Below are 15,437 nucleotides of genomic sequence, written 5' to 3' on the forward strand. Positions count from 1 at the left end.
TCTCGCGCAATCTCTTCTGGTGACCATTGGGGGAATTTATTTTGAAAATCTTTTGTTAATTTTTCTTTTGTTTCGTTGATCACTAGGCTTGCTTGGTCATCTATGGATAAGTCATCAGATTTCTTACCCTCTCTACATGTTGGCATAAAAGAATTAACCAACGTTTCCTTATCTTTTAATATTTTCCTAACCTTTTCTACAACAGCTAGCTCGTGATTATAATCTGTGTCATTATCCATATTATGACCATGCAACATTACAAACAAACCTTCCGGCTCTGGACGTGCAATAGAACTAGTGCTGGCATGGTTTTTATTTCCATTGGTATTTTCATTCGCATACAGTGATTGATGTTGTGTATAGTCCCCGCAACCATGTACTATGCAGCCTAATAGAATTAAAAAAAAGTATTTTTTGAAGTTAAATTTTAACATTGGTTTATTATATTAAGTTGTAATGTGAACAATTTTAAAATGATGGGTTTAGTTTGATTAAATAGAATAACTGCAATTTTATTCTATATTATATGGATTTTCCTAATTTTATTAATATTTTTTGAGTTAGCATTGTTAAATTAAGGGATTAATTGCTCAAAAATAATTTAATAAAAAAATTGATTTTTCATTCAGTTTTTAGACAGCGTATACCAAAAAATAAAAAACACGCACTAACTAATAACCTTTTCTTGCCAGATAGGCTTCTGCATGTTTGGCTGCTATTTCTAATGCCTCAGCCATAGCAGGGTCTAAATACTTTTTTGCTAATTTTATATCTATTTTTAGCGTTTCTGTAGCCATATATTTTACCTCCTCTAACCGAGTATAATTTTCAGCATGACGTAGGTCATATAGTCGCTCTGCTAATTTAATATAGAGCACAAAAAGTTCCGGGTGATCCTTATCTACTGCTTTTTTATAATGATTTTTTACCCTAGGTAAAGATGATGCCATTGTTTGATGCGTATTTATATTTAATACACTCTGTACAAGTGCGTGCACAGTTGAGTTGTAATTGTCTTTAATATAAGCAAGAGGCAAATCGGTATAACGTACTAAATCATAGAGTAGGCAGACATAAATAGGTTCAGAGGCCTGGAATATCCATTTAGTGATTATCCTAGTAATTTCGACTGCACGAATATAAAATAATGCTCCGGATGCATGTTGCTTAGTGCCAAAACGTCGCTTAAGCAATAAAAGCGTACCTCCAATAGTCTCTGCTTTAATATTTTTAAACGATCTACAAATAAAGTCACAGAATTGCATTAAGATGATCATAGAATCTGCTTCTTCTTTAAGCATTATAGGTACTTCTGGTTTCAAATCATTTGTGCATGGTTGATTAATGGTCTGTTTGCAAATGGACTCTATATCTGCAGGTACTACCAATAGCATAGTATTTTTATTAGCTTTAGGATATTCTATATATCCATAGTTGCTATCAATAAGAGACTCTATCGTATCTTTTTGAGGATCTGTATAGTTTGGTGCTATTTTGTTACGTCTTATAAGTTCTATGTTGCTATATTCAACATGTCGATAACAGCTTTTTACTTTGGGAATTTCAGCAGGAGGTGTATCAGAACTACTTAATACCAGTGCTAGGGCTCGATACATTATGAAAGAAAAATCTTGATTGTGCATAGGGTCACTTTTATGCACTTGTAAGTGAGTGCTATATAGTTCGAGTTTTACAAATTCCTTGTCTAAATTATCTAGATTGGCAATACGCAAAACAGCTGTAACCAACAAACAAATCATCTGGTTGACATTACATACAATTTTTTTTGATAGGCCATCATTAGTACAATATTGTTTTTTTATAAGTAATCTAGGTAAACACCCAATCTTTTCTATTAAAGCAGATTCTACTTTGCCTATTAACTCATCTAGTGTAATTTCAGTTGGTTGTGATGATTCATAAATTTGCGGTTGACTCTTTTCGCTGAATAGCATGGTCCACTCATAAAACTTACCGATAATATTCTGCAAATTTTTCTTATAGACAAATAAATTGTCTACAAATCTAATGCATTTAGTTGCATGCTCTATGATTTGTACGAGATTGTTTTGCGATAAATCTTTATAGAATCTTGATGAAATAGTGGTTAGTTTATAGTCTATATGTTTTTTTTTAGGCTGTTTTGCTACACCTTGTTTATGACCAACATAAAAAAACATCAGGCTTAAAAAACAAATACCTATCATAAGTTGCATGACCATTCGATAGGAAGCACCTATAATCCCAGTTCTAAAATTCAAATAAGTGACCACAGCAGTGGTAATGATATAGAACCCTAACCATACTCGTTTTTTATCATTTCGTTTGTATATACGCAAGTTTTTTGTTTGATGCATAAAAGCAATTTTAGCAGCTATGATAGTCGCCATTAGGGTAAAGGCAACGATAGCCAATTCTTTATTTTCCAAAATACATCCTCTCAAATCAGTGAATGTATAGCTACGATTACGGCATATTATTAGGAGTAATGATATACAAACTGTTAGCAAGCGTATGTTAAGTAGTGCCATCAATAATAAGAAGGTTGAGCAGTATAAAATGCTAATAAAATCAATTTAATATAGTAAATATTGATTGATATCTACTTATTCAAATAGACTTCATTGCTGAGTCTATTGATGCCATAGCATCACCTTACAATATTAACTTCTGGGATTAAAGTGATATTAAACTGATTTTTTACTTTTTGTTTGACTTGGTTAACTAGGTTTATAATATCTTGGCCAGTAGCTCCTCCATAGTTTACTAATATAAGCGCATGTAAGGGATATACACCTGCATTTCCGTTACGTAACCCTTTACAACCTGCTGCTTCTATAAGCCAGGCTGCAGAGACTTTTATTTCTTCTCGATCTTGCATTTTGTAAGCAATTAAAGAAGGATATTTTTGCTTAAGTGATTGATAATGTTTTATGGATATGAAAGGATTTTGAAAAAAGCTACCTGCATTACCCAAAATAGCAGGATCTGGCAATTTTTGTTTTCGAATCGCAATAACTGCATCACTTATTGCTTTAAATGATAGTTGCCTAACCCCCATTTTTTCTAACATTTTTTGAATCGCGTCATTTTCTATAGAAAAAATTTTTTCCTTATGTAAAGCTAGCGTGATACTTGTAATCAGATACTGATTTGCCCATTTCGTTTTAAAGAAGCTTGTCCTATAACCAAAACCACAGGCTGAGGCTTTAAAAATGATACTTTTTCCAGTTGATAATTCAATGGCTTCAATACTATCCACTATATCTTTAAACTCTATACCATATGCTCCTATATTTTGTATAGGTGCACCCCCAACCGTGCCTGGAATCAAGGATAGATTTTCTATACCCCCATAGCCTTGTTCAATACAGAATAACACAAGTTGGTGCCAAAGTACACCTGCAGCTGCTTTAATCAAGACTCTATAGCGATTTTCTTCGATCACTTGAATACCAAATAGTTTCACATGCAGTATATAACCAGTAAATGTTGTGACAAATAGTGTATTGCTACCACCACCTAGAATATAAAACTGTGTTTGTTTTACATTTACTGCACTACAAAAATCACTTATATCTTTTAGGCTAGCCAACTGAATATAATGAGCTGCACATGCTGGAATTTTGAAACTATTTAATGATTCTAAAGGGTAGTGGCTAATGACATGCATTGTGAATTTATTCTAGTAGATGTAAGACTTGCCCAGTGTAGATCCAAGCTAATTAATTAAAAACATGAATAATAGAACTTTTGGAAAACCTGTTTCCAATTTTCATTTTGGTGTCAAAGCTTGTCTATACTCCTCAAGTATATTTAATATGCTGCGGTGCTGGACTACATCTTTTCTAAAACTTGCTCATTAAAAATGAGGGTACAGAGGGTCTAAAGATGCAACTATTTATTTTTCACTGCACCAAAAACATCAAATTTGACCCTAAAATCATATGAAAAATCAAATAACCACTTCTTAGCCTTCTTTTTAAAGAAATCAAAATCTACAACAAATGTCAAATGAGGAAGTGTTTTATTAGATAACAATCTACTTACGCAAGTAAGTGTTGTACCTATAGTATGGTCAGACCTATCAAGAAACATAGCAGGAACCATACCAGCAAAGTTTTCATTCTTCTTAAAATATGCACAATTATATTTATAGCAACCCTCCATCGATACGCTCTCTAAAAACCAAATCAGCGGTATACCACACTCTGGATAAAATAAAGGAAACCCATAGGTTAACTTAATTTCCTGTTTCCAACTGTACTTAATGAAGTCTTGCCTTTTATCTTGTTCTCGACAAATATCTGGTTGAAAAATGAAATAATGATGATGGCCAATTCCTGGGAAGGAAAATTTATTAAAAACCCGAATTAAATTTTCACGTTGTTCATGATAATGCTTGTTAAAATCTGTAAAAGATATACTAAGTGCTTGACTACAGGGTACTTCAATATCTTTTTTACTTAATGTTGAGTTATTTTTTATCTTAAAATGGTATGTTTTTGTATGATTTATTTTTTTATTGGATCTAGTTAGATTGATGGTAGCCGTTAAACTTGCTTGCCCTGCATAACTCCTTAAAGTAAAATAATAAGGAAGCTTAACCGCTATATCTAAGCCTGGAAACCAGTATGTTTCATCTATATTTTGAGTAAAACAAAGCCCTTGGATACAGAATTGTTTATTTTCTATATGCTTATGTCTGGTAGTTTTCATATTTGCTTTTACGACTGGATAAATAGTGCTGTATTTAACCTTTAGTCCTATTTCAGTTGTTTTATAGTCAGGTGCTCTATGTATGCCGCCTATGTTAGCATTTTGGTAAAAATAGGGGGTAACTTTTAGCGTGTCTTGTAAATTTACTAACCTAAAAGGTTCGAGGTGTAGCCCTCGATCATTCAAATTTGGCACTATACTGGGCCCCAAAAAGGCTAAACTCTCTTTTAGATAAGCATACTTAGTCAAAGGATATAAATGGTTCGGCACTTTGGTGAGTATATCACTATTCTCTTCTTGCGCAACCAATGGCTCATAATACCGTATAGATCTATCCTCTACTTTCTCTAGCGGTGTCCATAAAACAGGATCAAAAGGCATAGCCACTATGGCCATACCATTTTTAGTATAATCACTGAAGACAAGCTGATTGGTCTTAGCATCTACCATACCTAAGTAAGCCCCATACTTCCTTGAGGTAACTTGAAAACAAGCTTTTGTAGGCAAATGCATCGCATAAATATTATCAATACCATTGTAAGAGCTATTGTAGAGCAAATAGTCTTTATACAGCTTAGGTTGGCTTCTATGTTCATAGCTGCAAGGCAAGAGCACTTCTGTTGCATTTGTATGGATATTGATCCGTAAAATACTATTCTTTTGGTCTTTGGTTTTTACCACTATTACATGATCTGCATCAGCCCAACTAGGGGTGAAATAATAGCCTTGATCCGGGTTATCTATTTTTTTAACTATGCTGCCAGATTTTGTATCTAAAACAACTAAAAAATGCTTACCTGTTTCATCGGATGTTACGGCAACCATTTGACGGGTACTAGGCCCTATGGCTAGTGCAACATACCTACTGCTTGCTATAAGCGTTCGTCGTTTTTTTTGCTTAAAATCATAATATTGCAAACGAATCGTTTGTCTATTCTTTTGCCAAGAATAGGAAGAGGCTTCTAACCAAGCAGCACACCCTTCACCTATAGCCCAAGCAGTAGATGGAAGCGTATCTCTAAAGTACAATATAGGTTTGTCCTTTTCCCAAGATGAAAATTTGTTTTTCGATGTAGTGGGTTGAGAAAATGGCTTGCCAACTTGAACCAGTTGAGGACGTAATCCCATACCTGTTTTCCAAGCTATCAGATTACCCAATTGGTCGATAAATGGCGCGATATAATCAACGCTATCAATTGATTTTTTAGTAGTAAGCTGGGTGGCAGGTGTAATTTTTAAACCTTCTAGCTGCTTTTGCCAACTAAGCAACAGTGCTTGGTTCATATCCTTATATAAGTCTAGTATGGACTTTTTGGTAACTTTTTTGATGGCATGGTAAAATCCGAAATAGGGTAAGCTGCGAACGTTTTGTTCAAAAATAGCTTTGATGGAATCTGCACCATATTTTCTTCTGATATGTGTAGTAAAGTAATAACCTATGTGGTATTCATCTGGTATATCGTGTTTCAAAGAACCAAAGATTTGTCTAGCAAAACTAATTGGGGGACGTTCTAAGAGGTTAGCTTTGTATACCTTTTCCCATCCAGGTAAGCGACCTCGACCACTTTTTGAACAAGCTGTTTCTATCCCAACTGCATCACCTTCTTTGAAAAAGCTAGGAACCCCGCATACAGCAATAAGATTTGCCCCAAAATATAGAGGTCTAAGCCAACAAGGGGTACTATGGTATTCAATACTATATTGTACTGCATGCCTAAACTCATGGATACATAATAGACTTAGCCAATCACCATTCCCAATAAAATTGGGATCAGGATGATATAAAGTATAAAAATTTATATGGCGTGGAAGATAGACAAAAGATCCGTTAAGTTCAGTAGATTTATTGTTGATCAACAAACGAAGCGGGCTAGGATATACCCCTAATGTTTTAGATACAGGTTTGTATATCGTTTCTAGGGTATTGGCGATGCGTTGCGCTGAAGACATACAACTTTTATCAAAAGCTATACTAAAATGAGGGGTAGCTATTTTGTGTGTTTGATTTGCATCAACCAAAAAGGCAAAGCATAAAAACAATAAACAATAAACAAACCTAATAAAAGATTTTTGCGTTTTTTGTTTGAAAAAAAAACAGTAGAATAAATGATATAGAGACATATTTAAAATTAATTAGCTATATAGTGTAAAAGCGGGAATATAAACTATTTACGACCTTTTAGCAACTCCTTATTTACCGCTATGTTCAACAGATAGATGATCACCCACTATGTGGGTAATATATTGTAACTGTCCTATACGTATATCAAGTTGTTCGGCCAATTTTAAGATAAGGGGTATGATCCTATTTTTGCATGCATATTCTAGCCTACTTTCAGCCGTGTCCAAATGGAAGTTGAAAATGATTACAAATCCGTTTTCATTCATTTTATCAAAGTAAATATTAGTTTTTTCTGGTTTTACCAACGGTTGAGATTGAGCAATTGCTTGTAATCCTTTTATAAATCTTGGTAACGCTGCCAAAGATATAGCATAATTAAGCGGCACTTCTAAACAAACCATGCGAGAAGTTCTTTTACCAAAGTTATCAATATAGGCATCAGCTAATTTTGCATTAGGTATGTAAACCAAAGAGCCTTCCTTAGTACGTACCAAGGTAGAGCGCAAACCTACTTCTTCTACTTTACCACGAATGCCTCCCGAAACAATTTCATCACCTACACTAAAAGGCCTATCCATCGTAATCATAAGTGATCCGAATAAGTTTTTAATAGTATCTTGGCAAGCTAAACCAATCCCCAAGGTACTAAATGATAGTGCTTTTACTAAGGATTCTGTTTCAAATCCAAGGTTATCAATTGTTTTGATCAAGCCAACAATCCCTACAATAATTTTAGCCATTATACTAAAAAGAGGCAAAATATGAATCATAAACTTATGATGTTGCTTGGCAATTTTGATTCTATGCTGTACCAGATTAATACACTCATAGGCTAAACACATCCATACAAACGAAGTGGTAGCTTCTAATACTCGATTTATAAAAGAGATCAAAGCTTCAAACTGGAATATGGCCAGACCTATTCTTAAAAAATAAACGGTAACTAGTGCAAGCAATAAGCGTTCTATAGTTAAGAATTGCTTATGGGTTTTACCTATAAACTTGTGAATTACAAATCTTAAAAAATAAGGCATCAACTTATGAGTAAGCCAAATAACCATGATCAAACATATAGATATAATGTATTGCCAAATAGCAATATTTAAAATCTCTTTTTTGCAAAATGCTTCAGGTAAAAAATAGTATAAGCAAGTGTGTAACCTATCTAATTCTTCATATTTCTTTATGAAGGCCACGGTTTCTGCACTATAACGCCATGCTTCACCATGCTTGATTAAGTAGACCTTTGGTAGTTTTCTAGATAAAATATATCTATTTTCATTGACCATTGGATCTATGTAATTAGGATCCTTAGGGATCGTATCCACGTTAATACCATGCAGCGTCAGTAATCTTTTTAACTTAATGGCTATTTCTTTACTTTTTTCAGTATAGACTTCACCATGCATAAAGACTATACCTGCCTTTGCGGAAGCTTTATTACCAGGGTTTAAAAGTAAAAAATGGGTATATACGGTATGATATGGAGAGCTTAAATTAATTTTGGGGTCATCCAAACGTTTGGCATTTGCTTGTAATATAATAGAGGGTAGCATCCAAGCACATACAAAGCCAACAAGGTATGCCACCTGCCTTATCCGTAGAAAATAGGTTATAAATTGCCCTAGTTGCATACAAAATCGATAGATTATATTCATGCGTACTGTTTTATTTAATTGTATGTAGATGATTGCTGAGCTTAATTTAAGCTATATTTTAGCTGTTATACAAGCATCCTTATCTAAAAATAAGCAAGCTAAGTAAAAAGCTTACTATTACCCATAACTCAAAAGTATCTGTTCAAAACATTGGTAAATAAATAATCTATTTTTAGTTACTTTTTACCAGTAAAAAGTAACTAAAAAAGCAAGCGCTGATGAAAGCTGATGGCAACTTTTTCCAAGGGCGCGTTTTTCTTAGCTAGCCTTACCATAATGTTGAATGGTAATACTCAAAAATGATAAAGGATATTTTACTAGTTTGTAGCCATACACTCTGTTGCGCTATGCTGCTAAAAAATTCATGCACAAGCTCCCCTTTTATGTAATTGAACACCTAGGCAAGGATTTGGCATCTAAACCAACAAATTGCTTCAACTGATATTTATAGTAAGCGGTGATGGCCACCATAGCTGCATTATCTGTACAATAAGCAGGGGCTGGTATAAAAAGACGCCAACCATGTTGCGCTGCGAGCTCCTTGAGCTGCCTGCGTAAGTAGCTATTGGCAGCTACACCTCCTGCCAATGCAATAGTGGTAATACCGCTCTTTTGAACAACTTTAGTCAATTTATCCAATAACATACGCACCAGCATGGCTTGAATACTAGCACAGATATTAGCCCGATTGGTCAGAATAAATTCAGGGGTTTTACCTTTAATAAAAAGGGAAAAAGCGGTTTTGATACCACTAAATGAAAAATCAAAATCAGGCATATGGGTAGTTGGAAAAGCAAAGGCTTGCGGATCTCCTTCTTGTGCATAACGATCTATTAAAGCACCACCCGGGTAGCTCAGCCCCATTAAATGAGCTATTTTGTCAAAGGCCTCTCCTATCGCATCATCTTGCGTTTCTCCTAGAACTTCCATGGCAAAATAATCTTTTACCAAAATAATTTGGGTATGTCCGCCGCTAACGGTCAAACAAAGAAAAGGGAAACTCGGTTTAGGTGGATCGATAAAATTAGCCAGTACATGGGCTTGCATATGGTGGACACCTATGAGCCGAATACCCAACGCAAAGGCTAACGATTTAGCAAAACAACTGCCCACTAAAAGTGGACCTAACAACCCTGGCCCTTGGGTAAACCCAATCGCATCTAATGCACTCTTTTGCGTGGCTGCCTGTTCCAGCGCAGCAGTTACAACAGGCATTATATTTGTTTCATGTGCGCGCGCAGCAAGCTCTGGTACAACACCACCATATGATTGATGAACCAATTGGCTCATCACCACATTGCTGACTATTTTGCCACCATGGATTACAGCAGCAGCTGTTTCGTCACAAGACGATTCAATACCAAGAATGGTTAATGGATGAGTCATCTTAAAAAATAGAAAATTTGCATGAAACAGCTTGATCAAGAAAAAAGTAGCATAACCATCCCTTTACCCCTCCTGTAGTGCCTCTACCACCTTCTTGTGCTTTAAGCAATTAATCGCAAGACATAAAGCAAGCAAAAGGGCAGCTATGATGGCTAGGTTAGGATATAGAATAGTTTGCCAATCAATATAAATAGGAATATAACGCATGTAGTAAAGTGCTGGTTCAAGTCTAAGCAATCTATAGTGGTTTTGCAAAAGACATAAGCCTATACCTAGTAGATTACCATATACCATGCCAAAACAAAGTGTACGTAGACTATTATAAAGCAAAATAGCATTTATTTGCCAATTATAAGCTCCCAAAACTTTTAATACACCTACCATATAACTACGCTCCATAAGCTGAATCATCATGGTAGCCACCATCGTACATCCCCCTATCAACAGTACAAAAAGAATAAAAATAGCTGTATTCTTTTGAATAATAGTGAGCCAATCATAAAAACTAGCATACTTGCGTTGGGTACTAACAAGCACTAAACCGTAGTCTATAAGGGGTAAAATAGTGTCCCGCCATGCTTTTATTGGCTTAAGATGATCTTTCAAAAAAATGGTATAGCCATTTATCATTTCTGAAGACCAATTATTTAACCGTTGTAAAAGGCGCATATCGCAAAAAGCTAAATTTTCATCGATATCCGTTAAATAGGTGCGATAGATACCAACAATTTTTAATTTTCGGTAGCGTGGGCTAGGGTATATCGTATGTACGACTACGCTACCACCTAGCTGAATGGATAGTTTCTGAGCTAGGCGATGGCTAATACATAATTCATTTGCATGGGTAGCCTTGGTTAAGTTAGGTAACCTACCTGCTATTAGATAGGTTGCTAAGGTTGTATCGGCTACCATAGGATCCATACCCTTGCACAATACACCCTCCACACTTTCCTTTGTACGAACAAGCATAATCTTTTGGGTAAATGGGGTTATTTTTTTAATGCAGCTAGGCAAATACGCCATCAGACGACTCACTTGGCTAGCTTGTATAGGAGTTGGCTCATAAGGATGCTGCACACCACCATATTGGGTAATTTCAAAATCGCCACCAAAGGCAGTTATTTTTTTTCTAATTTCTTTTTGAAATCCAAGCATTACCATTACTGCAATCAATATAGCAGTCGTACCTACGGTAATGCTTAAAGTAACTATTTTATCTATGGAAGCAGCAAAAGTATCACGGTTACATTGCCTAAACCGATTGGCAACCAGCGTAATCCAACCAATGGTTTGAAAGGATAACATATCCTAGCTATGTTTAATAGGCCTGCGCAAAAATGACCCGTCTGCTAGAAGGTTTGCTTGAATAAATACAGTAGCCTGGCTCTTCTTGACCATCTAATGGTATACAACGGATAGTAGCTTTTGTTTCGGCTTTAATTTTTTCTTCTGTTTCTGTAGTACCGTCCCAATGAGCCAACACAAAGCCGGCTTTACTAGCTATAAGGGTTTTAAAAGTAGCATAATCATCTGCCAATATAGTACGCTGCTGCTGTAAGGCCAACGCCCGCTGATAGATATGGCTCTGTATCGCATCTAACCAATCGGTAACTTGTTGGGCCAAATAGCCGCTAGGAATGGTTATTTTTTCTTTTGTATCTCTACGCGCCAACTCAACCGTTTTGTTTTGCAAATCATTAGGCCCTAAGGCTAGACGAATAGGAATGCCTTGTTGTTCATATGCTGCAAATTTATAACCTGGCTTGCGGGTATCTCTATCATCTAACTTGACTCGGATACCTTTTGCAATCAATATCTTCTGAAATTCAGAAAGTTGAATAACGACTGCCGTTCGTTCTGTTGCTGTTTTATAAATCGGAACCATTACTACCTGTATAGGGGCAATTTTAGGGGGTAATACTAGGCCATCATCATCGGAATGGACCATAATCAATGCCCCCATCAAACGGGTGGTAATACCCCAGGAAGTACCCCATACATAATCTCGTATGCCGGCTTGATTGGTAAAGGTCACGTCAAAGGCTTTAGCAAATCGTTGGCCTAAGTAATGGGCGGTACCAGCTTGTAGGGCTTTACCATCCTGCATAAGGGTCTCAATGGTATAGGTTATTTCCGCACCAGCAAAACGTTCACTTAGGGTTTTAACACCTTTTATTACAGGTATCGCCATATAATCTCTAACAATGCGCTCATACAAATGTAACATTTGTAAAGCTTCTGCTTGGGCTTCTTCTCGAGTAGCATGAGCCGTATGACCCTCTTGCCATAAAAACTCTGTGGTACGTAAAAAAAGTCTGGTACGCATTTCCCAACGGACTACGTTACACCATTGGTTCAGTAAAATAGGCAAATCTCTATAAGATTGAATCCAATTTTTATAAGTACCCCATATAATCGCCTCTGAAGTAGGACGCACAATAAGTTCTTCCTCTAACTTAGCAGCAGGATCAACCACCACACCATGGCCATCTTCAGCCATTTTTAATCGATAATGAGTAACAACAGCACATTCTTTGGCAAAACCTTCCACATGGCCAGCTTCTTGGCTTAAGTAAGATTTTGGGATGAATAAAGGAAAATAACCATTTACATGGCCCGTTTCTTTAAAGGCGCTATCAAAAATAGCTTGTAATTTTTCCCAAATGGCATACCCATAGGGTTTGATGATCATACAGCCACGTACAGAAGCATTCTCTGCCAAACCTGCGCGTAGGACCAATTCATTATACCAAGCCGAAAAATTGGAGGCTCTTGTAGGTAAAGGAGTCATATTTAAAGGTATAATAGCAATAAAGAAGGTATATAAATAAAGAAAAACAAGCCTATAAGCCGGGTTCTGTAATGCGCACTAGCACACTGCTTGTCATTTATCTGGAGCCATAATCACTTATAGCCTCTAGCGGCCCACCCACATGCCTGACAAACGGACGAGCAGCCCGTCACGCTGATAGCGTAGACATGCCTATTTGGCCTTGCAATCCCTAAGGTTTACCTTGCCTCTATTGTCACCAATAGAGCGGTGAGCCCTTACCTCACCTTTTCACCCTTACTATCTTAAACTTAGAGATAGCGGTTTATTTTCTGTGGCACTTTCTGTCATATGCAGGTAAGCTACATATGCCTTCCCGTTAGGAAGTAGGGTGCTCTGCATTGCCCGGACTTTCCTCTTTGACTACTGATAACCAAAGCGACAAGCCAGCTTGTTTTTCTATCATTAACTACTAATTTATTATGTGGAATAGCCTATTCCAACGAATACCACTGAAAAACGATTTGCTTCTATCTGAAGATAGCAAGACCATAACGGCCTTACCCAGAATATGATCTTCTGGAATAAACCCAATAAACCTAGAGTCACCCGACTGATCACGATTGTCTCCCATGGCAAAGTAATAATTTTTACAAAAAGTATAGCGGTCAACTTTTTGGCCATCTATCCAACATGCAGCTTCCGTAAACCGGATATTTTTCTTTTCTTCAAATCTTTGTATAGTAGCGCCATACAATAAAATATGCTGTGCATCCATTGGAATAACCATTCCTTTATTAGGCACCTGCAATGGCCCAAAATTATCCTTGGTCCAACCGAAAGCTGAATGAATATTGGACTTAAGGGATCCTACCTCATCTTCTACCGGATCTACTGACTGTATATAAGTAGGCAAGACAGTGGTTAACTGCTTAACTTTTTCTGGTGTGGTATAAATAGTATAACCTTCATGTCCCGGAACAGTGGATAGTACCGGGTTTTTAATATCATTTTTCTCAAAAAAAGCATTGTTCAAGATCCGTTTGGTTTTCATGAAATAACAATATTGAACTTTCCCCGCCGGATCTGCTGGTGTATGATTAACATAAAGTTGCTTATGAGTTATGTGCACCCAATCACCAGGCAATCCAATGCAACGCTTTATCCAGTACTCACGTAAATCAGGAGGGTGTACACCTATTGGTGTATTAAAAACAATAATATCATTGCGTTTGATCTTACTCAATCCAGGCAAACGGTATTGGGGCAATTGAATCCAATCAAGATAAGAGGGTATTTTTGTACCTGGAATGGTTTGATGGGTAATAGGAATTTGCAAGGGAGTAGCTGGTGTACGAGCACCATAGTGGATCTTACTCACCAATACAAAATCTCCAGTTAAAAGTGTTGGCTCCATTGATCCAGAAGGTATAACATAAAGCCCAATCACCATCCAGCGGATTAAGGCAGCTGCCATAGCAGCCAAAAATACAGAACTTACCCACTCGCGAATGGCACTTACAGCTGAGAGAACTTTACCTTGTTTTTTAGCTGAAAAAGAAGTTTTCATTCGTATGCTTCATTAGAAAAAATAGTAGCCCTCTTGCAAAAATTTATTTGCAATTAACAATTTTGTTGCTACTGGCAATAGCTTTAACAAGCGATCTATTGCCCTAGTTAACTAGGGCCCAATATAAGACACTCTTTGGAATTTTGCTAGAAAAAGGCTCGTCAGCTGTATAAATTATTGTACAAGGATGCCTTGGTTGCATGCCTATATTATTTTAGACCATAGCGGGTTAGTATAGTTTAGCTAAATTCAAGCCCAAAGAAAAATGAATAGATGCAACAAGGGAGCGGTCGTCCTTATTGGGTACATTGAACAGATTATAAGGAATCATACCTTTTAATTCGATCAGCAACCCACTTGGAAATTCCAAAGAGATGCCACCTATAAATCCAAATTTTAGCCTTTTTTCGCTTTTATCAAAAGGAACATCTTTAAAACCATCGGTGGAGTATTCTTTCACTTCTTTACCATAAGCTATACATTCAACTTTTTGACTACGGCTAATACAATAAAAACTGTGAAGGCCCGCGAAAAGACGACCAAGGAAATAATTTTCTTTAAAGTCTGGTCGAATAGCCCCCGTCCAATACCACGTCAGTAGTATAGGCAGACCAATAGTATGGGTAGTGAGGATTATAGTAAAAGAGGCTGATTTAGGTTGTCCTTCTAGTTGCTCTGCTGGTAGTTTTGTGTTATCTGCTACGTCATATGCTCCATTGATAATAGCATTAAATCTATTATACAATAACTCTGCCCCTAATCCTATGTGATGGTTAAAAGCATACTCCATATACAAAGCAGCCCCAAACCAAGGATTCCACATCCTAGAATTTACTGCTAGGTTTAGCCCTATTTGCTTTAGCACTTCTTTTGGTTGTTGTGATTGTAGTTCTAGTTGTTGTAGTGCTTCTATATAAAGAGCGTCCTTTAGTTTGTCGTTGAATTTAGTAAAAGAATTAGCCCCTCCTATTTTTATACCATAACTCAAATCTCCTGCTACGGCTTTAGATGATGGGATAAAGGCTAAAAGCAGTAAGCATACTATACTTTTTTTAAAACTATGCATATTAAAATTAAATGATAATTGGATTTAATCGACTACTGGGCCTGTTCATTTAAATGTGTAAATATTATTTAGGCGCTTAAATTTTACTGTCAAATTTAATTAAAAAATTTGATATAGCCTGTTTCTGTTCACCACTATGGCTTATG

At 36.3% G+C, this 15,437-nt stretch carries 10 protein-coding genes and 1 other RNA gene; all 11 read right to left on the reverse strand.

Annotated elements, in window-relative coordinates; all coding sequences use genetic code 11:
* On the reverse strand, window positions 1–434 hold a 434-nt coding region (locus MUW74_RS02720), incomplete at its 3' end, for a hypothetical protein (RefSeq protein WP_243553053.1).
* A gap of 237 nt (window positions 435–671) precedes the next feature.
* Window positions 672–2,429: an HD domain-containing protein gene (locus tag MUW74_RS02725; protein WP_243518690.1), complete on the reverse strand. Its 1,758-nt coding sequence runs from the start codon at window positions 2,427–2,429 to the stop codon at window positions 672–674.
* 221 nt (window positions 2,430–2,650) lie between these two features.
* A complete protein-coding gene (murB, locus tag MUW74_RS02730) occupies window positions 2,651–3,673 on the reverse strand; it encodes a UDP-N-acetylmuramate dehydrogenase (RefSeq protein ID WP_243518692.1) in 1,023 nt (340 codons plus the stop codon).
* A gap of 224 nt (window positions 3,674–3,897) precedes the next feature.
* Window positions 3,898–6,840: a hypothetical protein gene (locus MUW74_RS02735; protein ID WP_243553054.1), complete on the reverse strand. Its 2,943-nt coding sequence runs from the start codon at window positions 6,838–6,840 to the stop codon at window positions 3,898–3,900.
* A gap of 69 nt (window positions 6,841–6,909) precedes the next feature.
* The gene (locus tag MUW74_RS02740) at window positions 6,910–8,499 is read right to left on the reverse strand and encodes a mechanosensitive ion channel family protein (protein WP_243518696.1); all 1,590 of its coding nucleotides are present in this window, start codon (window positions 8,497–8,499) and stop codon (window positions 6,910–6,912) included.
* A gap of 381 nt (window positions 8,500–8,880) precedes the next feature.
* A complete protein-coding gene (tsaD, locus tag MUW74_RS02745) occupies window positions 8,881–9,885 on the reverse strand; it encodes a tRNA (adenosine(37)-N6)-threonylcarbamoyltransferase complex transferase subunit TsaD (protein ID WP_243518704.1) in 1,005 nt (334 codons plus the stop codon).
* 63 nt (window positions 9,886–9,948) lie between these two features.
* On the reverse strand, window positions 9,949–11,190 hold the full coding sequence (locus tag MUW74_RS02750) for an FtsX-like permease family protein (RefSeq protein ID WP_243518707.1): 1,242 nt from the start codon (window positions 11,188–11,190) through the stop codon (window positions 9,949–9,951).
* Between the two features lie 13 nt (window positions 11,191–11,203).
* Window positions 11,204–12,676: a proline--tRNA ligase gene (proS, locus tag MUW74_RS02755; protein WP_243518709.1), complete on the reverse strand. Its 1,473-nt coding sequence runs from the start codon at window positions 12,674–12,676 to the stop codon at window positions 11,204–11,206.
* 39 nt (window positions 12,677–12,715) lie between these two features.
* Window positions 12,716–13,113: RNase P RNA component class A (gene rnpB, locus MUW74_RS02760), an RNA gene on the reverse strand.
* A 14-nt stretch (window positions 13,114–13,127) separates the two neighbouring features.
* Window positions 13,128–14,225 (reverse strand): signal peptidase I, encoded by a 1,098-nt coding sequence (gene lepB, locus MUW74_RS02765; protein WP_243518725.1) that lies wholly within the window; start codon window positions 14,223–14,225, stop codon window positions 13,128–13,130.
* Window positions 14,226–14,454: 229 nt separating this feature from the next.
* The gene (locus MUW74_RS02770) at window positions 14,455–15,291 is read right to left on the reverse strand and encodes an outer membrane beta-barrel protein (RefSeq protein WP_243518727.1); all 837 of its coding nucleotides are present in this window, start codon (window positions 15,289–15,291) and stop codon (window positions 14,455–14,457) included.
* Window positions 15,292–15,437 lie beyond the last annotated feature (146 nt).

The sequence above is a fragment of the Candidatus Cardinium sp. cBcalN2 genome, assembly GCF_022810445.1.
In the GTDB taxonomy this organism is placed as follows: domain Bacteria; phylum Bacteroidota; class Bacteroidia; order Cytophagales; family Amoebophilaceae; genus Cardinium.